Below are 23,147 nucleotides of genomic sequence, written 5' to 3'. Positions count from 1 at the left end.
CATCCATGCGCCTGCGCACCGTCCGGCAACGTCATGGATTTGTCACAACACGCGGTGTTCACCGGCGCGTACGGGGGGTCACGATCGAGGGACGTGCGCGGGTGCGTGTTCACTCCCGTGCCTCCGATTGCCTCCCCACCGGAGGGGAACATGCGGGATCATGTCTGGCATGACCGAGGTGTCCTCGCTCACGGGGCGACTGCTCGTGGCAACGCCCGCCCTGGCGGACCCGAACTTCGAGCGTGCGGTGGTGCTCCTCCTCGACCACGACGAGGAGGGCTCCCTCGGTGTCGTCCTCAACCGCCCCACGCCCGTCGACGTGGGCGACATCCTGGAGGACTGGGCGGACCTGGCCGGCGAGCCGGGCGTCGTCTTCCAGGGCGGCCCGGTGTCCCTGGACTCGGCCCTCGGCGTCGCCGTCGTCCCCGGCGGGGCGTCGGGCGAGCGGGCGCCGCTGGGCTGGCGCCGGGTGCACGGCGCGATCGGCCTGGTGGACCTGGAGGCCCCGCCGGAGCTGCTGGCGTCCGCCGTGGGCGCGCTGCGGATCTTCGCCGGGTACGCGGGCTGGGGACCCGGCCAGCTGGAGGACGAGCTGACCGAGGGCGCCTGGTACGTGGTCGAGTCCGAGCCCGGTGACGTCTCCTCGCCGTTCCCGGAGAGACTGTGGCGCGAGGTGCTGCGCCGCCAGCGGGGCGACCTGGCGATGGTGGCGACGTATCCGGACGACCCTTCGCTCAACTGAAGCGTGTGAGCTTCAGTACCCTTGGCCGTTATGAGCACTCTCGAGCCCGAGCGCGGGACAGGTACGGGGACCCTCGTCGAGCCGACGCCGCAGACGTCCCACGGCGACGGCGATCACGAGCGCTTCGCGCATTACGTCCAGAAGGACAAGATCATGGCGAGCGCCCTCGACGGCACCCCCGTCGTGGCGCTGTGCGGCAAGGTCTGGGTACCGGGCCGCGACCCGAAGAAGTACCCCGTCTGCCCCATGTGCAAGGAGATCTACGAGTCCATGAGCGGTGGCGGGGACGAGGGCAAGGGCGGCGACAAGAAGTAGGCGCCGGGCGCCGGGAAGCGGCGCCACTGCCCGTACAGACCTCTCAGATCTTCCCGAAGGCCCCCGGAGTGTGCCCGCGCGCACTCCGGGGGCCTTCGTGCGTCGGGCTGATTAACAAAGAGGTTTACGAATTGGTTCAGACCTCTTGTGGACAGGTTCATGTCTCCCTACGCTCCTGGGTGTTGTGCAGAGCGAAACCGTCATTGCATATGTTGCAACGCACGCCCGGAGGAAAGACTCCATGAAGCTCGCCCCCCGCCTCGCCGTACTGCTGGCCGCGGCCGTCGTCGCCGCGACGGCCTGCGCACCCCAGGCGTCCGACAACTCCTCCTCCGGCAAGGACGAGAAGAGCGGCACCCTGCGCGTCTGGCTGTTCCAGGAGGTCAACAACAAGCCGAAGGAGAAGGTCGTCGACGCGGCCCTCGCCGACTTCGAGAAGGCGCACGCGGACACGAAGGTCACCGTGGAGTACATCCCGGTCGAGACCCGCGCCCAGCGCATCAAGGCCGCCTTCAACGACCCGAAGAGCGCCCCCGACGTCGTCGAGTTCGGCAACACCGACACCGCCGGCTACGTGAAGGACGGCGGACTCGCCGACATATCCGAGGAGTTCGCGGCCTGGGACGAGGCCAAGGACGCCGACCCCACCGCCCGCCAGTCGGTCACCGTGGACGGAAAGATCTACGGCGCCCCCTACTTCGTCGGCGTCCGCGCCCTCTACTACCGCACGGACGTCTTCGACGAACTCGGTCTCGAACCTCCCAAGTCGCTGGCGGAGCTGGCGTCCACCGCCAAGAAGGTGCACGCCGCGAAGCCCGACCTCTACGGCATCGCCGTCGGCGGCGCCTACACCTACGGCGCGATGCCGTTCATCTGGGCCAACGGCGGCGAACTCGCCACCGGCAAGGGCGGCTCGTACGCCTCCGCGATCGACAGCGCCGCCGCCCGGAAGGGCATCAAGGCGTACACGTCCCTGTTCGGGGACGGCAACTGCCCCGCCGCCAAGTGCGCCGGCATGGGCGGCAACGACACCGTCACCGCCTTCGCCTCCGGCAAGGCGGCCATGGCCATCGGCGGCGACTTCAGCCACCAGGCCGTGGAGGCCGGCGCGGCGAAGGGCAAGTACGCGGTGGTGCCGCTGCCCGGCGTCGAGCCCGGTTCCATCGCCCCCGCCTTCGCGGGCGGCAACAACATCGGCGTCCTGAAGAGCACCTCGCACCGCACCCTCGCCGTCGACCTGATGAAGCGGCTCGCCTCGAAGAAGGCGCAGGGCGAACTGTTCGACGCGATGGGCTTCCTGCCGACCTTCACGGACGTACGGCAGCAGGTGGCGGCCAGGGAGCCGTTCGTGAAGCCGTTCGTCGACACGCTCGCCGCGGGCACGAAGTTCGTCCCGGCGTCTCCCGCGTGGGCGACGATCGACTCCTCGCTGGTGCTGCCGACGATGTTCCAGGAGGTGGTCAGCGGCAAGAAGGACGTGGGCGCTGCCGCTGGGGATGCCGCGAAGAAGATGGACGACGCGTTTGGCTCCGCCGGATGACGGGTTCGCCTATGAGCTCGGGGGGTGTGGTGCGTGGGCGGGTGCGGCGCCGTCGTGGCTTGTCGCGCAGTTCCCCGCGCCCCTTCCGGGGCTCCTCCAGTACCCCTTGGTTGTATCTCGCCCCCGCTCTTGTCGTCCTCGGTGGGCTGCTGGTCTACCCCGTCTACCAGCTCGGGCTGATCTCCTTTCTGGAGTACACGCAGGCCCAGGTCAGTGGTGGGGAGCCGGCCACGTTCCAGGGGTTCGGGAACTACGCCGAGCTGTTCGGGGACGGGGAGTTCTGGCGGGTGCTGCTCGCCACCGTGGTGTTCGCGGCCGCCTGTGTGGTGTCCACGCTGGCCGTCGGGTGTGCGCTCGCCGTGCTGCTGACGCGGGTGCGAGCCGTGCCGCGGCTGGCGTTGATGCTGGCGGGGCTGGGCGCGTGGGCGACCCCGGCGGTCACCGGGTCGACGGTGTGGCTGCTGCTGTTCGACCCGGACTTCGGGCCCGTCAACCGGATGCTGGGCCTCGGCGACCACTCCTGGACGTACGGGCGCTACAGCGCCTTCCTGCTCGTGCTGCTCGAAGTGGTCTGGTGCTCCTTCCCGTTCGTCATGGTGACCGTCTACGCCGGGATACGGGCCGTACCGTCGGAGGTGCTGGAGGCCGCCGCGCTCGACGGGGCCTCGCAGTGGCGGATCTGGCGCTCGGTGCTCGCGCCGATGCTCCGGCCGATCCTGGTCGTCGTCACCATCCAGTCGGTCATCTGGGACTTCAAGGTCTTCACCCAGATCTACGTCATGACGGGCGGCGGCGGCATCGCCGGCCAGAACATGGTCCTGAACGTCTACGCCTACCAGCAGGCCTTCGCGTCCTCGCAGTACAGCCTCGGCTCCGCGATCGGCGTGGTCATGCTGCTGATCCTGCTCGCGGTGACGCTGGTCTACCTGCGGCTGCTGCGCCGCCAGGGGGAGGAGCTGTGAATCTTCTGCGCGCGCGAGTGCGCCGCCCGTGGCGGCTCGCGGCCGAGGTGTCCGCACTGCTGATCGCGGTGGTCGTCGCCTTCCCGCTCTACTGGATGGTGCTGAGCGCCTTCAAACCGGCCGGGGAGATCGAGTCGAGCGAGCCCCGGCCCTGGACGCTGACCCCCTCGCTGGACTCCTTCCGGCGGGTGTTCGAACAGCAGGAATTCGGCCGCTACTTTCTCAACAGCCTGATCGTGGCGGGTTGTGTGGTGATCGCCTCGGCGTTGATCGCGTTCCTCGCGGCGACCGCGGTGACGCGTTTCCGGTTCCGTTTCCGGACCTCCCTGCTGATCATGTTCCTGGTGGCCCAGATGGTGCCCGTGGAGGCGCTCACGATCCCGCTGTTCTTCCTCATGCGGGACTTCGGCCAGCTGAACACGCTGGGCTCGCTGATCCTGCCCCACATCGCCTTCTCGCTGCCCTTCGCGATCTGGATGCTGCGGGGCTTCGTGAAAGCGGTGCCGGAGGCCCTGGAAGAGGCCGCCTACATGGACGGGGCGAGCCGGAGCCGCTTTCTCTGGCAGATCCTTTTCCCGCTGGTCTTCCCGGGTCTCGTGGCCACCAGCGTCTTCTCCTTCATCTCGACCTGGAACGACTTCCTGTTCGCCAAGTCGTTCATCATCAGCGACACCTCCCAGTCGACGCTGCCGATGGCGCTGCTGGTCTTCTACAAGCCGGACGATCCCGACTGGGGCGGCGTCATGGCCGCGTCCACGGTGATGACGATTCCGGTCCTGGTCTTCTTCGTGCTCGTACAACGACGACTCGTCTCCGGCCTCGGCGGAGCGGTAAAGGACTGACAACGTGACCGACGTGACGCACTCGACCGACGTGATCCCCCAGCCGCGTCAAGTGGCGGCCCGTGACGCCGACGCCTTCTTCGAGTTCGGTCCGGACACCGCTCTGGTGGCCGACGAGGGCGCCGAGCACACCGAGCGCTGGCTGCGCGCCACCCTGGGCGAGGCCACCGGCCTGCCGCTGGCTCCGGGCGCGGGTGGCGGCGGCGCCGTGCGGCTGTCCCTCGACGGGGAACTCGCCGACGAGGGCTACCGCCTCGACATCGCGGCCGACGGCGTACGGCTCACCGGCGGCGGTCCCGCCGGACTCTTCTGGGGCGCCCAGACCCTGCGCCAGCTGCTCGGCCCGGACGCCTTCCGGCGCGCCCCGCTGCCCGGCCGCCGGTGGCGGCTGCCGCTGGGCCGCATCGAGGACGCGCCCCGCTTCGGCTGGCGCGGACTGATGCTGGACGTCTCGCGGCACTTCATGCCGAAGGACGGCGTCCTGCGCCAACTGGACCTGATGGCCGCCCACAAACTCAACGTCCTGCACTTCCACCTGACGGACGACCAGGGCTGGCGCATCGAGATCAAACGCCACCCGAGGCTCACCGAGACCGGCTCCTGGCGCTCCCGCACGAAATTCGGTCACCGGGCCTCGCCGCTGTGGGAGGACAAACCCCACGGCGGCTACTACACGCAGGAGGACATCCGGGAGATCGTCGCCTACGCGGCCGCGCGGCACATCACCGTCGTTCCCGAAATCGACGTGCCCGGACACTCCCAGGCGGCCATCGCGGCGTATCCGGAACTCGGCAACACGGATGTGATCGACACCACCGCGCTCTCCGTCTGGGACACCTGGGGCGTGTCCCCGAACGTCCTCGCCCCCACCGAGAACACACTGCGCTTCTACGAGGGCGTGTTCGAGGAACTCCTGGAGCTTTTCCCCTCCGAGTTCGTCCACGTCGGCGGCGACGAATGCCCCAAGGACCAGTGGCGGGCCTCGGCCACCGCGCAGGCGCGGATCGCGGAACTCGGCCTCGCCGACGAGGACGAACTCCAGTCCTGGTTCATCCAGCACTTCGACACCTGGCTCGCCGGACGCGGACGCCGGCTCATCGGCTGGGACGAGATCCTGGAGGGCGGACTCGCCAAGGGCGCGGCCGTGTCCTCCTGGCGCGGTTACGCGGGCGGGATCGCCGCCGCGCGCGCGGGACACGACGTCGTGATGTGCCCCGAGCAGCAGGTGTACCTGAACTTCCGGGAGGACGGCGGCGAGGACGAACCGGTGCCGATCGCGTTCGTACGCACCCTGGAGGACGTCTACCGGTTCGAGCCGGTTCCGGCGGAACTGACCCCGCAGGAGTCCGGACATGTGATCGGCACCCAGGCGAACCTGTGGACCGAGGTGACGGAGAACCAGGAGCGGGTGGACTACCAGCTCTTCCCGCGGCTCGCCGCCTTCGCCGAGGTCGCCTGGAGCGACCTGCCCGCCCCGGCCGACCGGGACTACGCCGCCTTCGAGCGGCGGATGGCCACCCACTACCGGCGGCTCGACGCCCTGGGCGTCGCCTACCGCCCGCCGGCCGGCCCGCGGCCCTGGCAGCGGCGGCCCGGTGTGCTCGGCCGCCCGATGGACGGGCCGCCGCCGAACAAGTAAGAGAAACACCCCTAAACGTCACCGAAGAGTGGCAACTCGCGCGCATCGCGCGTAACTCCGATCATCGCAGATCCCGTGCGAAACCGGACCATCTGGCCGACGAGGCGGGCGAATGCCTCCTAGCGGACCCCTGCGTCCGGGCCCTGCGAAGATGTGCCAGAGTTGCCACGTCCACCCTGTCAGGTCGTACCGTACGGCCACATGGGCGGGACCAGGTGGGACAGCGGGAAGGGGCAGTCGGTTTGACCACGCACGCACCGCAGGCGGCGCAGGCCGTCACGCTGCCCACGACACTGGACGAGGCCGTGGCGGCGCTCACCGCGACGCCCGCGGCCGTTCCGGTCGCGGGCGGCACCGACCTGATGGCGGCCGTCAACTCCGGGCAGCTCAGGCCCGCCGCGCTGGTGGGTCTCGGCCGGATCAGCGAGATCCGCGGCTGGCAGTACCAGGACGGGCACGCACTGCTCGGCGCGGGCCTCACCCATGCCCGCATGGGCCGCCCCGACTTCGCCGCGCTCATCCCGGCGCTGGCCGCCGCCGCGCGCGCCGCCGGACCGCCGCAGATCCGCAACGCGGGCACCCTCGGCGGCAACATCGCCTCGGCCGCCCCCACCGGGGACGCGCTGCCGGTGCTGGCCGCCCTGGAGGCGACGCTGATCATCGCGGGCCCGGACGGGGCCCGCCGGGAGATGCCGGTCTCGCACCTGCTGGCGGGCATGGAGATGCTCCGCGCGGGAGAACTCATCGGCTACGTGCGTGTGCCGCTGCTGCACGCGCCGCAGGTCTTCCTGAAGGCGACCGGCCGCACCGGACCCGGCCGTGCCACGGCCTCCGTGGCGCTGGTCCTGGACCCGGCCAGGCGCGGTGTGCGGTGCGCGGTGGGCGCCATCGCGCCGATGCCGCTGCGGCCCCTGGAGGCCGAGCAGTGGGTGGCCTCACTCATCGACTGGGACAACGGCCGGGCCGTCGTCCCCGAGGCGCTGCACGGCTTCGGCGAGTACGTCGCCGCGGCCTGCATCCCCGACGCGGCCCCGGACGAGGACGGCACCGTGCCGCAACTCCCGCCCGCCGTACTGCACCTGCGGCGCACCGTCGCCGCGCTGGCCCGACGAGCACTGGGGAGGGCCCTGTCGTGACCGACGACCAGCACGGCGACCCGCACGGCGATCAGCACGGCCAGGGCACCCCGCCGGGCGGCAGCCGCTGGGACCCGCTGCCCCAGGGCGACTACGACGACGGCGCCACCGCCTTCGTGAAGCTCCCCGAGGGCGGCGTGGACGCGCTCCTCGCCTCGTCCGACAGCCCGCTCGCCGCGCCCGGACACGGCTACGTGCCGCCCCAGATCACGGTCGCGCCCGCCACCACCGCCGGTACCGACCCCTCCGCCACCGGCTCGTGGGCGGTGCCGTCGGCACCGTCCGCGCCCGTGGACGGCACCCAGTGGCAGGTTCCGGACGCCGGTCAGGACCCCGCCGCCCACCAGGGTTACGGCGCGTACCCGGCCCAGCAGGACCCGTACGGCGGGGCCGCGCCCTACGACGTGAACGCCGGGCAGGGCGTCCCCGGGCACGACGACCGGTTCGCCTACCAGCCGGGCCCCACCGGGCAGTGGGACTTCTCCCAGGCCGCGCAGGCCGCCCAGGCGTCCCAGGCCGAGGCGGACGCCGCGGCGGCCCGGCAGGCGTCCGGCCAGGACGTGACCGGGCAGTGGTCCATCCCGGTCGCCGACGGCGACCTGCCGGACGAGTCGGGCGAGTTCACCACGTCGTCCCTGGCCGAGCAGTGGGGCACCGGTGCCCCGGCCACCCTCCCCGGCGGCGCTCCGGCGCCCTGGGCGACGCAGCCGGCCGGGCAGCCGTGGGGCGAGGACGCGCCGCGGACCGGACCGGCCGGACCGGCGGGACCGGCCGACGAGGAGCGACCCGCCGCGAGCGGACACGAATACGGCTCCGCCGCGCGCGGACACGGAGAAGGACACGGGGAAGGACACGGCGCCGACGCGGGCCGTGGCCCCGACGCCGCCGTCGGCCCGCACGGGCCGGGCTCGCCCGCGCCCGGGGCCGACCCCGTTCCGAACGCGCACGGACACGGCTCCGCCGCGAGCGGGCACGGGGAAGGGCACGGGCCCGCCTCGGCCGCATCCGTGCACCGGTACGACCCCGCCGTGAGCCCGGACGGGCCCAGCCCCGCCGATCGTTCGTACGCCCAGGCACCCGGTGACGACGCCGAGCCCGTGGCCGAAGCCGCCGGGGCCGGTCCAGACGTACGGGCGGCCGACGGGACCCCCGCTGAGAGCGGGACGGTCACCGACGGGCCCCGTGGGGCCGAGGAGGCCCCAGAAGGCCCGGCAGGGCGTTCCGCGGGCCCCCGCGAGGAGCCGGGGGCGGGATCCCGTCCGGAGGCCGCTGAAGGCCCCGTGACGGGCCGGACGCCGACCGCCGACCGGGAGCGCATGCCCGAGCCCGCCCGGGAGCACGGACAGGTGCCCGGGGAAGGGCCGCGGCCCGAGTCCGCGGCCGGTCCCCGGGGCGTCCCGGCCGACGCGTCCGAGACGACCGACCAGATCGACCAGATCGACCAGATCGATCAGAGCGACCAGGCCGACCGGACCGGCCATGGGACCGACGCGGCGGACGCCGGGAGCGGCGCGGACGGCCCCGAGGCCGCCACCGACGAGGTCCCCGACGGTGCCCGGGAGCCGTCGGGGCCCGCCGGCCCGCAGGACGAGCACCCCCTCGCCTCCTACGTGCTGCGCGTCAACGGCGCCGACCGCCCCGTCACCGACGCCTGGATCGGCGAGTCGCTGCTGTACGTGCTGCGCGAGCGGCTCGGCCTCGCGGGTGCCAAGGACGGCTGCTCGCAGGGCGAGTGCGGCGCCTGCAACGTGCAGGTCGACGGGCGGCTCGTCGCCTCCTGCCTGGTCCCCTCCGTGACCGCGGCCGGCAGCGAGGTGCGCACCGTCGAGGGCCTGGCCACCGACGGACAGCCCTCGGACGTGCAGCGGGCGCTCGCCCGGCGCGGCGCCGTCCAGTGCGGCTTCTGCGTGCCCGGCATGGCGATGACCGTGCACAACCTCCTGGAGGGCAATCCGGCCCCGACCGAGCTGGAGGCCCGCCAGGCCCTGTGCGGCAACCTGTGCCGCTGCTCCGGCTACCGGGGCGTCCTGGAGGCGGTCCAGGAGGTCGTCGCCGAACGCGAGGCGCACGCCGACGCCGACGCGCAGGCCGGACCGGACCCCGAGGAGCCCCGCATCCCGCACCAGGCAGGTCCCGGTGCGGGCGGCGTCAACCCGGCGGCGTTCGAGGCACAGCCACCACCGGGAGCGCAGGACGCGACCGGACCGCACGAGCGGCCGCCCTTCGGCGACCACGGAGACCACGGCACCCACGGCCGGGACGGAGGCCACGCGTGAGCAACGACGCCGCGACTGTGGAGGCCGAGGGGACCGCCGAGGCGGCGACCCCCCTCCCCGACCCGATTCCGCACGGCCTCGGCGCGTCCCTGCCGCCCGCCGACGCCCGCGCCAAGACCGAGGGCACCTTCCCGTACGCCGCCGACCTGTGGGCCGAGGGCCTGCTGTGGGCCGCCGTGCTGCGCTCGCCGCACCCGCGCGCCCGCATCGTCTCCATCGACACCACCCACGCGCGCGAGATGGCCGGCGTACGGGCGGTCGTCACGCACGAGGACGTGCCCGGCACCCCGCTGCACGGCCGCGGTGGCCAGGCCGACCGTCCGGTGTTCGCCTCCGAGGCCGTACGCCACCACGGCGAGCCGCTCGCCGCCGTCGCCGCCGACCACCCGGACACCGCGCGGATGGCCGCCGCCGCCGTCATCGTCGAGTACGAACTGCTCGACCCGGTCACCGACCCGGAGCAGGCCTTCGAGGCCGAGCCGCTGCACCCAGACGGCAACCTGATCCGGCACATCCCGCTGCGTCACGGCGACCCGGACGCGGCCGGCGAGATCGTCGTCGAGGGCCTGTACCGCATCGGCCGCCAGGACCCGGCCCCCATAGGAGCCGAGGCGGGTCTGGCCGTACCGCGCCCCGACGGCGGCGTGGAGCTGTACCTGGCCTCCACCGACCCGCACGGCGACCGCGACATCGCCGCCGCCTGCTACGGCCTGTCACCCGAACAGGTGAAGATCGTCGTCACCGGGGTGCCGGGCGCCACCGCCGACCGCGAGGACCAGGGCTTCCAGCTGCCGCTCGGACTGCTGGCCCTGAAGACCGGCTGCCCGGTGAAACTGACCGCCACGCGCGAGGAGTCCTTCCTCGGGCACACCCACCGCCACCCCACCCTCCTGCGCTACCGCCACCACGCGGACGCCGAGGGCCGGATCGTGAAGGTCGAGGCGCAGATCCTGCTCGACGCGGGCGCCTACGCGGACACCTCGTCCGACGCCCTGGCCGCCGCGGTGTCCTTCGCCTGCGGCCCGTACGTCGTCCCCAACGCCTTCATCGAGGGCTGGGCGGTGCGCACCAACAACCCACCCTCCGGCCATGTGCGCGGCGAGGGCGCGATGCAGGTGTGCGCCGCGTACGAGGCGCAGATGGACAAGGTCGCCAAGAAGCTCGGCCTCGACCCGGCCGAGGTGCGGCTGCGCAACGTCCTGGCCACCGGCGACGTGCTCCCCACCGGCCAGACGGTCACGTGCCCCGCCCCGGTCGCCGAACTCCTCCAGGCGGTCCGCGACTTCCCGCTCCCCGCACTGCCCAAGGACACGCCCGAGGACGAGTGGCTGCTGCCCGGCGGTCCCGAGGGCGCGGGCGAACCGGGCGCGGTGCGCCGGGGCGTGGGCTACGGCATCGGCATGGTGCACATGCTCGGCGCCGAGGGCGCGGACGAGGTCTCCACGGCCACCGTGAAGGTCCAGGACGGCGTGGCGACCGTGCTGTGCGCGGCCGTCGAGACCGGCCAGGGCTTCACCACCCTGGCCCGGCAGATCGTGCAGGACACCCTCGGCGTCGACGAGGTGCAGGTGGCACCCGTCGACACCGACCAGCCCCCGGCGGGCCCGGGCTGCCGCGGCCGGCACACCTGGGTGTCGGGCGGCGCGGTGGAACGGGCGGCCAAGATGGTCCGCACCCAGCTCCTCCAGCCGCTGGCCCACCAGTTCGGGATGTCCACGGAGCTGCTCCAGATCGCCGACGGCAAGATCACGTCCTACGACGGCGTGCTGTCGACGACGGTCACCGAGGCGCTGGACGGCAAGGAGCTGTGGGCCACCGCCCAGTGCCGCCCGCACCCGACCGAGCCGCTCGACGAGGCCGGGCAGGGCGACGCGTTCGTGGGCATGGCCTTCTGCGCGATCCGCGCGGTGGTCGACGTCGACATCGAGATCGGTTCGGTACGCGTGGTGGAACTGGCCGTCGCCCAGGACGTCGGCCGCGTCCTGAACCCGGCCCAGCTGACCGCCCGCATCGAGGCGGGCGTCACCCAGGGCGTCGGTATCGCGCTCACGGAGAACCTCCGCACCCCCCGCGGCCTGATCCGCCACCCCGACCTGACCGGCTATGCCCTGCCGACCGCGCTGGACGCCCCGGACATCCGGATCGTGAAGCTCGTCGAGGAGCGCGACGTGGTCGCCCCCTTCGGCGCCAAGGCCGTCAGCGCGGTCCCGGTGGTGGCCTCCCCGGCGGCCGTCGCCTCCGCCGTGCGCGCGGCCACGGGACGACCGGTGAACCGGCTCCCGATCCGCCCGCAGGCCGCGGTGGCCACCGGTCACTGAACGGCGGTCGAGCCGCCCGCGCGCGTGAGGCAACGAGGGCGCGCCCCGGCGCGTCCTACGAGGTGAACGGGGTCCGTGCGCAGTCGCGTTGTCAGTGGTGGCGCGTAGTCTCCGAAGGAGCGCGAACGGCAGCCGCCGGCACGCGGACGGCCACACATTCTCGGGGGAGACGATGCACGCGGTCACCGGCGGTACGACGACCATGCGGGGCACCGCGACGGACACCCGGACGGCGGCCCCCTCGCTGCTGACCCGGGTCCGCCTCGCCACGACGGTGGAGGACCCGTCCTGGACCCGCGGCGCCGCCCGGCGGCCCCGGGCGAGCGGCGAGCGGCCGTCGCTGTGGAACACGTCCACCCTGATGAGCTGCCTGCTCCTGGCGGTGGGCCACCGCACGGAGCCGGGTACCTCCCGGGACCTGCCGCCCCGCTTCCTGGACCGCGACTTCGGCCGTCACCGGGTGACGCGCTTCGAGGACATCGACTTCCCGAGGACCCTCACCCACGAGCCCACCCGCCGCTTCCTGCGCGAGACGGGCCTGCCCGAGGACGCCCGACCCTTCCGGCTGGACGCGGACGACCTGGCGCTGCCGACACTCGCGGAGTACTGCGAGGAGCACCCGGACCACCCGGCCCCGCCCGGCGCGGACCACCTCGTACGCCTGGGACGCCTCGCGGACGGCGCCCACGTCGCCGTCGACGGCACGACGGGCGCCGTCCTGACGTGGAGGACCCCCGACGGCACCCTCCACCCCCTGGTGTCGGACGTCTCCGCCCTCGCCCTCACCCTCTGGGCGCTGCGCCGGGCCGGACGGTTGGAGGCCGTGGCGGGGGCCGACGAAGCGGGCGCCGACAGGTGGTCGGCCCGGGGCCCGAGGTGCCGCGCGGTCAGCCGTTGAGCCCGGCGGAGGGCTTGTTGCCGTTCTGAGCCTGCTGCGACCGCTTGGCGAACACCGAGGCCAGGTCTCGAATGCTGTCCTCGTCGATGGCTGTCTGGGTAGGTCGCACGCGCCAATAGGGTGGGCCGATGACGTCGATCAAGAAGTTCCAAGTCACCTTCGACTGCGCAGAACCTGAGCGCCTCGCTCGCTTCTGGTGCGAGGTGCTGGGGTACGTCGTACCGCCGCCGCCGGCGGGGTTTGCCACGTGGGACGACTTCAAGGGCTCGCAGCCGTCCGAGCAGCGGGATTCGTGGTTCGCCTGCGTTGATCCCTCGGGCGTGGGCCCGCGGCTGTACTTCCAGCGCGTCCCCGAGGGGAAGGCCGCCAAGAATCGGGTGCATCTTGATGTGCGGGTCGGCACCGGACTCGTGGGTGAAGAGCGCCTCGCCGCACTTGAGGCGGAGTGCGCACGGTTGGTCCCGCTTGGCGCGGTACACGTGCAAACGCTGTACGACGGCAACGATGCGTGTATCCCGATGCTGGACATCGAGGGCAACGAGTTCTGTATCGACTGAGGGCCGCAACGCGTCCTCGTTCTGTCCCCGCACAAGGGGACCGCCGTCCGGCGGTACCCAGGGTGGGCAGAGGCCGTGGCGGGATTCGAACCCGCGTAACTCGCTTTGCAGGCGAGCCCCTGGGCCACTCGGGCACACGGCCGGGTCTGTGACTCGGTGCCTCGACGGTAGGACGGGGCGGGGGAGGCGCTCAAGGGATCCGGGCGGGCCGCAACACGACTGCCACACGCCGTTCATGAACGCCCGTCCGGGCCGCCGGGTCGTACGACCAAGGTCCCGGTCCCGTACCGCCTCCCGACAGGGGTAAAAGCAGGCCGCGGCCCTTACTCTGGCGACCATGACCGTCCCTGAGCCCCGCGACACCGATGTCGCGGCCCCCGCCGAGCCCTCCGTCACCAGCGCCGCCGCCCCCGCCGAGACCGTGCTGAGCCGCGCCTACCGTGCGCTGAGCATCGGCATCGTCTCCGTCATCGTGCTGATCGCCTTCGAGGCGACGGCGGTCGGCACCGCGATGCCGGTGGCGGCGCGGGAGCTGGACGGGGTGTCGCTGTACGCGTTCGCGTTCTCGGGGTACTTCACGACCAGCCTGTTCGGGATGGTGCTCTCCGGTCAGTGGTCGGACCGGCGCGGGCCGCTGGCCCCGCTGACGACCGGCATCGCCGCCTTCGCGGCCGGGCTCGTGCTGTCCGGGACGGCGGGCGCGATGTGGCTGTTCATCCTCGGGCGGGCCGTGCAGGGGTTCGGCGGCGGGCTGGTGATCGTCGCGTTGTACGTCGTCGTCGGCCGGGCCTACCCGGAGCGGCTGCGGCCCGCGATCATGGCGGCGTTCGCGGCGGGCTGGGTGGTCCCGTCCGTCGTCGGACCGCTGGCCTCCGGCGCGGTGACCGAGCACCTCGGCTGGCGCTGGGTGTTCGTCGGCATCCCGGTGCTGGTCGTCGTCCCGCTCGCCCTCGCGCTGCCGCAGATACGCAGCCGCGCGTCCGGCGCCGTGCGGGGGGCCGGGGAGGAAGGCGGCGCGCCGGCCTCCTTCGACGGCCGCCGGATCCGCCTCGCCCTCGCCATCTCGCTGGGCGCGGGTCTGCTCCAGTACGCCGCCCAGGACCTGCGCCCGATCTCCCTGCTGCCCGGCGCGGCAGGCGTGGCGCTGCTCGTCCCCGCCGTCCTCGGACTGCTGCCGCGCGGCACCTACCGGGCGGTGCGCGGCCTGCCCTCCGTGGTCCTGCTGCGCGGGGTGGCCGCGGGGTCCTTCATCGCCGCCGAGTCCTTCGTCCCGCTGATGCTGGTCACGCAGCGCGGACTGAGCCCGACGCTGGCCGGACTCTCCCTGGCGGCCGGCGGGGCGACCTGGGCCGGGGGCTCCTGGCTCCAGTCCCGGCCGCGCCTGGAGCCGTACCGGGAGCGTCTGATGGCCCTCGGCATGCTCCTGGTCGCGGCGGCCGTCGCGACGGCGCCGAGCGTGCTGATCGACGCCGTGCCGGCCTGGACGGTGGCCGTCGCCTGGGCCTTCGGCTGCTTCGGCATGGGCCTGGTGATCTCCTCCACCAGCGTGCTCCTGCTCAAGCTCTCCGCCCCCGAGGAGGCCGGCACCAACTCCGCCGCGCTCCAGATCTCCGACGGCCTCTCCAACGTCGTCCTGCTGTCGGCCGGGGGCGCGGCCTTCGCGGCCCTCGGCGGGGGCACGGTCAGCCACGCGGCCACCGAGGCCTCCGGCTCCCACCCGGCGGCCTTCGCGGCGGTGTTCCTGCCGATGGCGGCGGTGGCACTGGCCGGGGCGTGGGTGGCGACACGGGTGCGGGAGCGGTGAGCGTCCCGGTTCCTCGTACGGCCGCCGGGCGCGGGTTGTGACGTCCGTCCCACCCGGGGGTGACCCGCCCCCGTGCGGGCGGTGATCGCGCCGGCCCGCCGGTAGGGTGGCCCGGTTGTCATACGTGGCCGAGCCGCTCCACCCCCTTCGGACCCCTTCGGAGACCGTGACTACCACCGCCAGCTCCAGCACCTCGCACCACCTGTCCCCGGCCTTCCCGGGCCGTGCCCCCTGGGGCACCGCCGGCAAGCTGCGGGCCTGGCAGCAGGGGGCGATGGAGAAGTACCTCCAGGACCAGCCCCGGGACTTCCTGGCCGTCGCCACCCCCGGCGCCGGAAAGACGACCTTCGCGCTGACGCTGGCGTCCTGGCTGCTGCACCACCACGTCGTGCAGCAGGTGACCGTCGTCGCGCCGACCGAGCACCTGAAGAAGCAGTGGGCCGAGGCCGCGGCGCGGATAGGGATCAAGCTGGACCCCGAGTACAGCGCGGGCCCGCTCAGCCGCGAGTACCAGGGCATCGCCATCACCTACGCGGGCGTCGGCGTGCGCCCCATGCTGCACCGCAACCGCGTCGAGCAGCGCAAGACCCTCGTCATCCTCGACGAGATCCACCACGCCGGTGACTCCAAGTCCTGGGGCGAGGCCTGCCTGGAGGCGTTCGAGCCCGCCACCCGCCGCCTCGCGCTCACCGGCACGCCGTTCCGTTCGGACACCAACCCGATCCCCTTCGTCGCGTACGAGGAGGGCAACGACGGCATCCGCCGCTCCGCCGCCGACTACACGTACGGCTACGGCTCGGCGCTCGCCGACGGCGTCGTGCGGCCCGTCATCTTCATGAGCTACAGCGGCAACATGCGCTGGCGCACCAAGGCGGGCGACGAGATCGCCGCCCGCCTGGGCGAGCCCATGACCAAGGACGCCGTCAGCCAGGCCTGGCGTACCGCGCTCGATCCGCGCGGCGAGTGGATGCCCGCCGTGCTGCGCGCCGCCGACCAGCGGCTCACCGAGGTCAGGAAGGCCATCCCGGACGCCGGGGCGCTCGTCATCGCCGCCGACCAAGACTCCGCCCGCGCCTACGCGAAGCTGATCCGGGAGATCACCGGCGACAGGGCCACCGTCGTACTGTCCGACGACGCGGGCGCCTCGAAGAACATCGACACCTTCAGCCAGGGCACCGACCGCTGGATGGTCGCCGTCCGCATGGTGTCCGAGGGCGTCGACGTCCCCCGCCTCGCGGTCGGCGTCTACGCCACGACGATCTCCACCCCCCTCTTCTTCGCCCAGGCGGTCGGCCGTTTCGTCCGGTCCCGGCGCCGCGGCGAGACCGCTTCCGTCTTCCTCCCGACCGTCCCGGACCTGCTCACGTTCGCGAACGAGATGGAGCGCGAGCGCGACCACGTCCTCGACAAGCCCAAGAAGGAGGGCGAGGAGGACCCCTACGCCGAGTCCGAGAAGGAGATGGACGAGGCGAACCGGGAGCAGGACGAGGACACCGGCGAGCAGGAGCAGTTCTCCTTCGAGGCGCTGGAGTCCGAGGCCACCTTCGACCGGGTCATGTACAACGGCGCCGAGTTCGGCATGCAGGCCCACCCGGGCAGCGAGGAGGAGCAGGACTACCTCGGCATCCCTGGCCTGCTGGAGCCCGACCAGGTGCAGATGCTCCTTCAGAAGCGGCAGGCCCGGCAGATCGCGCACAGCCGCAAGAAGCCGGACGAGGAGGCCGACCTGCTCGAACTGCCCGCCGACCGGCGCCCGGTGGTCTCCCACAAGGAACTGATGGAGCTGCGCAAGCAGCTCAACACCATGGTCGGCGCCTACGTCCACCAGAGCGGCAAACCGCACGGCGTGATCCACACCGAACTGCGCCGCGTCTGCGGCGGCCCGCCCAGCGCCGAGGCGACCGGCGGCCAGCTGCGCCAGCGCATCGCCAAGGTCCAGGAGTGGGCGACGCGGATGAAGTGACGCGCGGGGCGGCGGTGCCGGTGCCGGTGCCGGTGCCGAGGGCGTGCGCGGTACGTACTGGGACAAACACAGGCGGTTGATAACGGTTGGCGCCCGGATTCTGGACGGAGCCTTCCGCTGAGCGAACCGGGTCCTTTACTGTCCCGCTACGCACGCCCCGTGGCAGCGCCGCCGCGGAGCGCAGCCGTGAAGCGACTGGGCCCGGGACAAGGCCGGGCCGTCAGCCGATCGGCGGCCTCTGAAGCGCGTCGCTGACGGGACTCGGTGACGCACACGCCGCGAGGAGGGCCGCCGACCTCACCACTAAGGAGTGGGCGTCGTGACCGCGGAGACCTCTCAGACGCTCGACCGGGGACTGCGCGTCCTCAAACTGCTGGCCGATACGGACCACGGGCTGACCGTCACCGAGCTGTCCCACAAGCTGGGCGTCAACCGGACCGTCGTGTACCGGTTGCTCGCCACGCTGGAGCAGCACGCACTCGTACGCCGCGACCTGGGCGGCCGCGCCCGCGTCGGCCTCGGCGTACTGGGCCTGGGCCGCCAGGTGCACCCCCTCGTCCGCGAGGCCGCCATGCCGGCCCTGCGCGCCCTCGCCGAGGACATAGGGGCGACGGCCCACCTGACCCTGGTGGACGGTGCCGAGGCGCTGGCCGTCGCGGTCGTGGAACCGACCTGGACCGACTACCACGTCGCCTACCGCGCGGGCTTCCGCCACCCCCTGGAACGCGGCGCCGCCGGCAAGGCGATCCTGGCCGCCCGCCAGCCTCCCCGGCCCACCGCCGACGATGCCGTGGACGACCCCGGCTACACCCTCACCCACGGCGAACTGGAGGCCGGCGCCTGCGGAGCGGCGGCCCCCCTGCTCGGCGTCACAGGGGTGGAAGGCAGCGTCGGCGTGGTGATGCTGGCCGACGTGGTCCCCGAACGGGTCGGCGAACGCGTGAAGCACGCGGCCCGGGAGGTGGCGGAGGCACTGCGGTGAGACGGAGTCGTGCCCGGGCGTCGGAGCCACGGGGATCGCGCCACGTTAGATTGACTCCGTGCTCTCTCGTCTCACGCGTCCCCAGTTTCTCGCCGTCTGCGGTCTGCCCGTCGTGGCGCTGCTCGCGACCGCCGTGTTCGCGCCCCTGCCGTTCTCCGTGGCGCAGCCGGGGCTGACGGCCGACGTGCTGGGGAAGAACCGGGGCGCCGAGGTGATCACGATCAGCGGCGCGCCGACGCACGACACCAGCGGCCAGCTGCGGATGACGACGATCGAGGCGACCGGGCCGGACGCGAGCATCCACCTCGGGGACGTGCTCGGCAGCTGGTTCGACACCGACCGGGCCGTGATGCCGCGCGACGCCGTCTACCCGAGCGGCGACGACGTGGGCGAGATCGAGCAGTACAACCAGGAGCAGATGAAGGAGTCCCAGGACTCGGCCACCACGGCCGCGCTCCGCTACCTCCGGATGGACAAGGGCGACGTCGACGTCGAGCTCCGGCTGGAGGACGTCGGCGGGCCCAGCGCCGGGCTGCTGTTCTCGCTCGGCATCGTCGACAAGCTCGGCGCCGGGGACCTGACCGGGGGCAAGGTCGTCGCCGGGACCGGGACGATCACCGACGGCGGCAAGGTCGGCGCCGTCGGCGGGGTGCCGCTCAAGACGCAGGCCGCCCGGCGGGACGGGGCCACCGTCTTCCTGGTGCCGAAGGCCGAGTGCTCGGACGCGCGGGCCGAGCTGCCGAAAGGGCTCCGGCTGATCCCGGTCACCACCCTGGAGGGCGCGGTCGACTCGCTGAAGGCGCTGGAGAGCGGCAAGGGCGACGTCCCGGCCTGCTGAGCGGCGCGCGACGCCCCGGCGGCGCTACCCCTCCTTCACGAAGCCCTTCTCCTTCATCCAGTCCAGCGCCACCTGGTGCGGGTCCTCGCCGTCCACGTCGACCTTCGCGTTCAGGGTCTGCGCCACGTCGTTGGTCAGCGCCTTCGTGACCGGGTCCAGGACCGACGCGATCGCCGGCCACTTCTTCAGGGTGGCCGTACGGACCATGGGCGCCGCGTTGTAGTTCGGGAAGAACTTCTTGTCGTCCTCCATCACCACCAGGTTCATGGACTTGATCCGCCCGTCGGTGGTGTACACCTCGCCGTAGGTGCAGGCGCCCTTCGCGGTCTGGGTGTAGATGATGCCGGTGTCCATCTGCGTGATGTTCCCGGCGGGCAGCGACATGCCGTACGCCTTCTCCAGGCCCGGCAGGCCGTCCGCGCGGTTGGCGAACTCGCCCTCCACGCACAGCGTCACCGCGCCCGGGTCCGACTTGGACAGCGCGGTGACCTCCGAGAGGGTCTTCGTCCGGTACTTCTTGTAGTTGGCCTGGTTCATCGCCAGCGCGTACGTGTTGTTCAGGCGGGCCGGCTCCAGCCACGTCAGGCCCTTCCTCGCGTCGGCCTCCTTCACCGCCTTCCACTGCTGCTCCGGGTCGGGGATCGGCTTGCTGTTGCCCAGGTAGGTGATCCAGGCGGTGCCCGTGTACTCGTACGTGGCGTCGGCGTCGCCGTTCTCGACGGCCGCGCGGGTGCCGACCGAGCCCTGGATGCCGGTGCGGTCGAGCACCTCCGCCCCGGCCGCCTCGAAGGCGATGCCCATGATCGCGCCGAGGACCAGCTGCTCGGTGAACTCCTTCGACGTGACCGTCAGATCGGCGCCCTCCAGGGGGCGTCCCTTTCCGATCGAGCCCGGCTCCACGTCGTCGACCATCGGGGAGCCGCTGGTCAGACCGCACCCGGCGGAGGCGGAAAGGAGCGCGGCGGCCAGCGCCCAGCAGGTACGCCGTCTCATGTGCCCACCTCCAGGCCCCGCGGCCGCAGCAGCAGTTCGGCCAGCGAGGCCAGCCAGTCCACCAGCAGGGCGAGGGCGACGGTGAGGATCGAGCCCAGCACCAGCACCGGCATCCGCTGGCTGGTGATCCCGGTGGTGATCAGCACGCCCAGGCCACCGCCGCCGCCGAAGGTCGCCAGCGTCGCCGTACCGACGTTCAGGACCAGGGCCGTGCGCACACCGGCCAGGATGAGCGGGACGGCCAGGGGGAGTTCCACCCGGGTGAGCACGCCCAGCGGGGACATCCCGATGCCGCGGGCCGCCTCCAGGAGCGTCGGGTCGTTCGCCTTCAGGCCGGCGATGGTGTTGGACAGCACGGGCAGGACGGCGTAGATGATGATGCCGATGAGGGCGGCCCGGCGGCCGATGCCCAGCCAGATCACCAGCAGCGCCAGCAGACCGATCGCCGGGGTCGCCTGGCCCATGTTGGCGAACGCCATCGCGAACGGGGTCGCCTTCCGGAACGCCCCGCGGGTGAGCAGGATGCCCAGCGGGATCGCGATGATCAGCACGAAGAAGGTGGAGATCACCGTCAGCTGGACGTGCTGCCACAGCGCCTTGGTGACCTGGCCGTTGCCCAGGGCGTTTTGGCTGAGCGCGTCCAGGTCCGCCTGCCGGAACCACAGCCAGGTCGCCAGCAGTACGGCGATGAGGACGACGGGCAGGAAGGTCAGCTTGCGCCAGCCGACCCGGGAGCCCGCCGCCACCGGCGACGGCGCGGGAGCCGCGCTCTGCGCCCCGCCCGCCGCCTCGTCCCCGTTCTCGCCCCCGCCCTCGTCCCGGAAGGCGAGCCCCTTGACCTCGTGCTCGCCCTCGGGGCGGCGGCCGGGGGAGGGGCGGCCGGAGCTGCTCACGCGCGGCCTCCGACCTCGCCGAAGCCCTCCTGCTCGGTGTGTGTCTGCGTGGCCCGGGTCTCCTCCAGATCGTGCTGGTGCTCCAGCGCGTCCAGCCGGTCGGCCTCCAGCAGCTCGTGCACGGAGTTCATCAGCGTCTCCATGTCGACGACGCCCTCGTACGCGCCGTGCCGCCCGGTGACCGCGACCCGCCCCGCGTTGTCGGTGAGCACCGCCTCCAGCGCGTCCCGCAGCGTCGCGTCCCGGGTCACCGTGTCGTGGACCAGCGTCCCGGCCCGCGCCAGTGAGCCCCTGGCCCGCATCAGGTCGCCGCGCCGCAGCCACTTGTAGGGGCGCCCGCGCCGGTCCAGGAGCAGGATCTCGTTGGTGCCCGACTCCCGCAGCCGGTCGAAGATGTCCTGGAGCGGGTCCTCCACGGTCACCGTCGGGTAGTCCGTGATGCCCACGTCCCGCACCCGGGTCAGGTTCAGGCGCTTGAGGGCCGCGCCCGCGCCCACGAAGCCGGAGACGAAGTCGTCCGCCGGGTTGGTGAGGATCGCCTCCGGGGTGTCGAACTGCGCGATGTGGGAGCGTTCGCGGAGCACGGCGATCCGGTCGCCGATCTTGATCGCCTCGTCGAAGTCGTGGGTGACGAAGACGATCGTCTTGTGCAGCTCCCGCTGGAGGCGGATCAGCTCGTCCTGGAGGTGGTCCCGGGTGATCGGGTCCACCGCGCCGAACGGCTCGTCCATCAGCAGCACGGGGGGATCGGCCGCCAGGGCCCGCGCCACGCCCACCCGCTGCTGCTGGCCGCCGGACAGCTGGCGCGGATAGCGGCCGTGGAACTCCCCGGCGTCCAGGCCGACCAGGTCCAGCATCTCCTCCACCCGCTCCCCGATCCGCGCCTTCGACCAGCCGGTCATCTTCGGCACCAGCGCGATGTTCTGGGCGACGGTCATGTGCGGGAAGAGACCGGAGGACTGGATCGCGTAGCCGACCTTGCGGCGCAGCTTCACCGGGTCGATGTCGGTGACGTCCTCGCCGTTGATGCGGATGCGGCCGCCGCTGGGCTCGATCAGCCGGTTGATCATCTTCAGGGTGGTGGACTTCCCGCAGCCCGAGGGGCCCACGAAGACGACCGTCTCCCCGGCCTTGATCTCCATCGACACGTTCTCGACGGCGGGCTGCGGATTGCCCGGGTAGCGCTTGGTGAGGGCCTCCAGCTCGATGGTCGCCCCGGTGGTGCTGTCGTGACCGTTCTCAGACACGGATCCCCCTCGGAATGGTCAGCCGTCCCAGCAGCACGTACGCCGCGTCGAACAGCAGGGCCAGGACGATGATCCCGAGCGTGCCCGCGAGGACCTGGTTGAGCGCGTTCTTGCTGCCCAGCGAGGCGATCCCGCGGAAGATCTCGTTGCCGAGGCCCGGCCCGGAGGCGTAGGCGGCGATCGCCGCGATGCCCATCAGCATCTGCGTGGAGACCCGGATGCCGGTCAGGATCGGCGGCCAGGCCAGCGGCAGCTCCACCCGCAGCAGGCGCGCCGGACGCGACATCCCGATGCCCTTGGCGGCGTCCACCAGCGCCGGGTCGACCCCGCGCAGGCCCACGATCGAGTTCCGCACGATCGGCAGCAGCCCGTACAGGGTCAGCGCGGTCACCGTCGGCGGCACGCCCAGGCCCACGATCGGGATGAGCAGACCGATCATGGCCAGCGACGGGATGGTGAGGATGGCCGACGTGGACAGGGTCGCCACGTTCCCCGCCCAGTCGCTGCGGTAGGTGAGGACACCGATCAGCACCCCGATCAGGGTCGCCACGACCATGCACTGGAAGACCGCGCTGGCGTGCTGGTAGGCGTCGGCGAGCAACTGCTGGTGGCGGCTGCCCAGGAAGTCCCAGAAGTTCACTTCCGCTCACCTCCGGGATCGGGCCGGCCGCCTCAGTCGTGTCCGCCGCTGTCCTGGGCCGCCTGCTCCACCAGCGGGATGATCCGCAGCGGAACGGGGTTCTCCATGACGATCGCCGTGGCGGCCCGGACGATGCCATCAAAACCGACAACCCGGTCGATCACCCGCTGGAGATCGGCGTTCGAGCGGGCCACCAGGCGGCACAGCATGTCCCCGGTGCCGGTCGTGGTGTGCAGCTCCAGCACCTCCGGCACCGTCGTCAAGTGCGCACGTACGTCGGCCCCTTGGCCCTGCCGGATCTCCAGCGTGGCGAACGCGGTGACCGGGTAGCCGAGGGCCGCCGGGTCCACTTCGGGTCCGAAGCCGCGTATGACTCCGTTCGACTGAAGCCGGTCGAGCCGCGCCTGCGCGGTGCCGCGCGCCACCCCGAGCCGCCGGGACATCTCCAGCACCCCGATCCGCGGCTCCCGCGCCAGCAGACCGATGATCCGCCCGTCCAGCCGGTCGATCCCCGTACCCGCCATCCCGCACCCTCCCCGCTGGTCATCCTGTACAGATCGCC

General features: G+C 72.4%; 20 protein-coding genes and 1 tRNA gene. 15 read left to right on the top strand and 6 right to left on the bottom strand.

All coding sequences use genetic code 11. The annotated features are described in order from the left end of the window. Positions 1-169: 169 nt before the first annotated feature. The 11 genes from ACFYZ3_RS16735 to ACFYZ3_RS16685 all read left to right on the top strand — a co-directional run bounded on the left by ACFYZ3_RS16735 (position 170) and on the right by ACFYZ3_RS16685 (position 13,225). Entirely contained in the window at positions 170-742 is a 573-nt protein-coding gene (locus ACFYZ3_RS16735) for a YqgE/AlgH family protein (protein ID WP_042826249.1), read from the top strand. 30 nt (positions 743-772) lie between these two features. Continuing rightward, positions 773-1,057, top strand: coding sequence for a DUF3039 domain-containing protein (locus tag ACFYZ3_RS16730; RefSeq protein ID WP_030402030.1), 285 nt, complete (start codon positions 773-775; stop codon positions 1,055-1,057). Positions 1,058-1,298: 241 nt separating this feature from the next. Next, positions 1,299-2,597: an extracellular solute-binding protein gene (locus tag ACFYZ3_RS16725; RefSeq protein ID WP_388517694.1), complete on the top strand. Its 1,299-nt coding sequence runs from the start codon at positions 1,299-1,301 to the stop codon at positions 2,595-2,597. Between the two features lie 11 nt (positions 2,598-2,608). Continuing rightward, the gene (locus ACFYZ3_RS16720) at positions 2,609-3,559 is read left to right on the top strand and encodes a carbohydrate ABC transporter permease (protein WP_388517691.1); all 951 of its coding nucleotides are present in this window, start codon (positions 2,609-2,611) and stop codon (positions 3,557-3,559) included. Then, positions 3,556-4,401 carry a carbohydrate ABC transporter permease gene (locus ACFYZ3_RS16715; RefSeq protein ID WP_388517688.1) on the top strand — a complete coding sequence of 282 codons (846 nt, stop codon included), beginning with the start codon at positions 3,556-3,558 and terminating at the stop codon, positions 4,399-4,401. Before ACFYZ3_RS16720 ends, ACFYZ3_RS16715 begins: the two co-directional genes overlap by 4 nt. A gap of 4 nt (positions 4,402-4,405) precedes the next feature. Beyond that, the gene (locus tag ACFYZ3_RS16710) at positions 4,406-6,040 is read left to right on the top strand and encodes a beta-N-acetylhexosaminidase (RefSeq protein WP_388517685.1); all 1,635 of its coding nucleotides are present in this window, start codon (positions 4,406-4,408) and stop codon (positions 6,038-6,040) included. 242 nt (positions 6,041-6,282) lie between these two features. Continuing rightward, positions 6,283-7,176: an FAD binding domain-containing protein gene (locus ACFYZ3_RS16705; RefSeq protein WP_388517682.1), complete on the top strand. Its 894-nt coding sequence runs from the start codon at positions 6,283-6,285 to the stop codon at positions 7,174-7,176. Next, on the top strand, positions 7,173-9,452 hold the full coding sequence (locus ACFYZ3_RS16700) for a 2Fe-2S iron-sulfur cluster-binding protein (RefSeq protein WP_388517679.1): 2,280 nt from the start codon (positions 7,173-7,175) through the stop codon (positions 9,450-9,452). The genes ACFYZ3_RS16705 and ACFYZ3_RS16700 overlap by 4 nt, the downstream gene beginning before the upstream one ends. Continuing rightward, on the top strand, positions 9,449-11,770 hold the full coding sequence (locus tag ACFYZ3_RS16695) for a xanthine dehydrogenase family protein molybdopterin-binding subunit (protein WP_388517676.1): 2,322 nt from the start codon (positions 9,449-9,451) through the stop codon (positions 11,768-11,770). Before ACFYZ3_RS16700 ends, ACFYZ3_RS16695 begins: the two co-directional genes overlap by 4 nt. Positions 11,771-11,942: 172 nt before the next feature. After that, entirely contained in the window at positions 11,943-12,668 is a 726-nt protein-coding gene (locus ACFYZ3_RS16690) for an SUKH-4 family immunity protein (RefSeq protein WP_388517673.1), read from the top strand. 128 nt (positions 12,669-12,796) lie between these two features. Continuing rightward, complete coding sequence (locus tag ACFYZ3_RS16685; RefSeq protein WP_388517671.1) at positions 12,797-13,225, top strand: VOC family protein; 429 nt, start codon at positions 12,797-12,799, stop codon at positions 13,223-13,225. Between the two features lie 70 nt (positions 13,226-13,295). On the opposite strand, the gene ACFYZ3_RS16680 is transcribed toward ACFYZ3_RS16685, so the two are convergent. Beyond that, positions 13,296-13,367: transfer RNA gene (locus tag ACFYZ3_RS16680), tRNA-Cys, on the bottom strand. A 195-nt stretch (positions 13,368-13,562) separates the two neighbouring features. On the opposite strand from ACFYZ3_RS16680, the gene ACFYZ3_RS16675 reads away from it, so the two are divergent. The 4 genes from ACFYZ3_RS16675 to ACFYZ3_RS16660 all read left to right on the top strand — a co-directional run bounded on the left by ACFYZ3_RS16675 (position 13,563) and on the right by ACFYZ3_RS16660 (position 18,812). Further along, the gene (locus ACFYZ3_RS16675) at positions 13,563-15,029 is read left to right on the top strand and encodes an MFS transporter (protein WP_388517668.1); all 1,467 of its coding nucleotides are present in this window, start codon (positions 13,563-13,565) and stop codon (positions 15,027-15,029) included. A 166-nt stretch (positions 15,030-15,195) separates the two neighbouring features. Beyond that, a complete protein-coding gene (locus tag ACFYZ3_RS16670; RefSeq protein ID WP_388517666.1) occupies positions 15,196-16,992 on the top strand; it encodes a DEAD/DEAH box helicase in 1,797 nt (598 codons plus the stop codon). A 319-nt stretch (positions 16,993-17,311) separates the two neighbouring features. After that, entirely contained in the window at positions 17,312-17,974 is a 663-nt protein-coding gene (locus ACFYZ3_RS16665; RefSeq protein WP_109032667.1) for an IclR family transcriptional regulator, read from the top strand. Between the two features lie 58 nt (positions 17,975-18,032). Continuing rightward, positions 18,033-18,812: a S16 family serine protease gene (locus ACFYZ3_RS16660; protein WP_388517663.1), complete on the top strand. Its 780-nt coding sequence runs from the start codon at positions 18,033-18,035 to the stop codon at positions 18,810-18,812. Between the two features lie 24 nt (positions 18,813-18,836). Here ACFYZ3_RS16660 and ACFYZ3_RS16655 read toward each other — a convergent pair whose 3' ends face one another. Genes ACFYZ3_RS16655 through ACFYZ3_RS16635 form a run of 5 tightly spaced genes read right to left on the bottom strand, consistent with a single transcriptional unit; the run spans position 18,837 to position 23,109 of the window. Beyond that, a complete protein-coding gene (locus tag ACFYZ3_RS16655; RefSeq protein WP_388517660.1) occupies positions 18,837-19,805 on the bottom strand; it encodes a glycine betaine ABC transporter substrate-binding protein in 969 nt (322 codons plus the stop codon). Then, on the bottom strand, positions 19,802-20,698 hold the full coding sequence (locus tag ACFYZ3_RS16650; RefSeq protein WP_388517657.1) for an ABC transporter permease: 897 nt from the start codon (positions 20,696-20,698) through the stop codon (positions 19,802-19,804). Before ACFYZ3_RS16650 ends, ACFYZ3_RS16655 begins: the two co-directional genes overlap by 4 nt. Then, complete coding sequence (locus ACFYZ3_RS16645; RefSeq protein ID WP_388517654.1) at positions 20,695-21,945, bottom strand: betaine/proline/choline family ABC transporter ATP-binding protein; 1,251 nt, start codon at positions 21,943-21,945, stop codon at positions 20,695-20,697. The genes ACFYZ3_RS16650 and ACFYZ3_RS16645 overlap by 4 nt, the downstream gene beginning before the upstream one ends. Further along, positions 21,938-22,585 (bottom strand): ABC transporter permease, encoded by a 648-nt coding sequence (locus tag ACFYZ3_RS16640; protein WP_356722305.1) that lies wholly within the window; start codon positions 22,583-22,585, stop codon positions 21,938-21,940. The genes ACFYZ3_RS16645 and ACFYZ3_RS16640 overlap by 8 nt, the downstream gene beginning before the upstream one ends. Before the next feature lie 32 nt (positions 22,586-22,617). Continuing rightward, complete coding sequence (locus ACFYZ3_RS16635) at positions 22,618-23,109, bottom strand: Lrp/AsnC family transcriptional regulator (RefSeq protein WP_360999656.1); 492 nt, start codon at positions 23,107-23,109, stop codon at positions 22,618-22,620. Positions 23,110-23,147: the final 38 nt, after the last annotated feature.

This window comes from Streptomyces sp. NPDC001599 (assembly GCF_042893535.1).
Taxonomy (GTDB): Bacteria; Actinomycetota; Actinomycetes; order Streptomycetales; family Streptomycetaceae; genus Streptomyces.
Note: the sequence above shows the minus strand (reverse complement) of the source record. Positions and strands in the feature narration are given on the sequence as shown.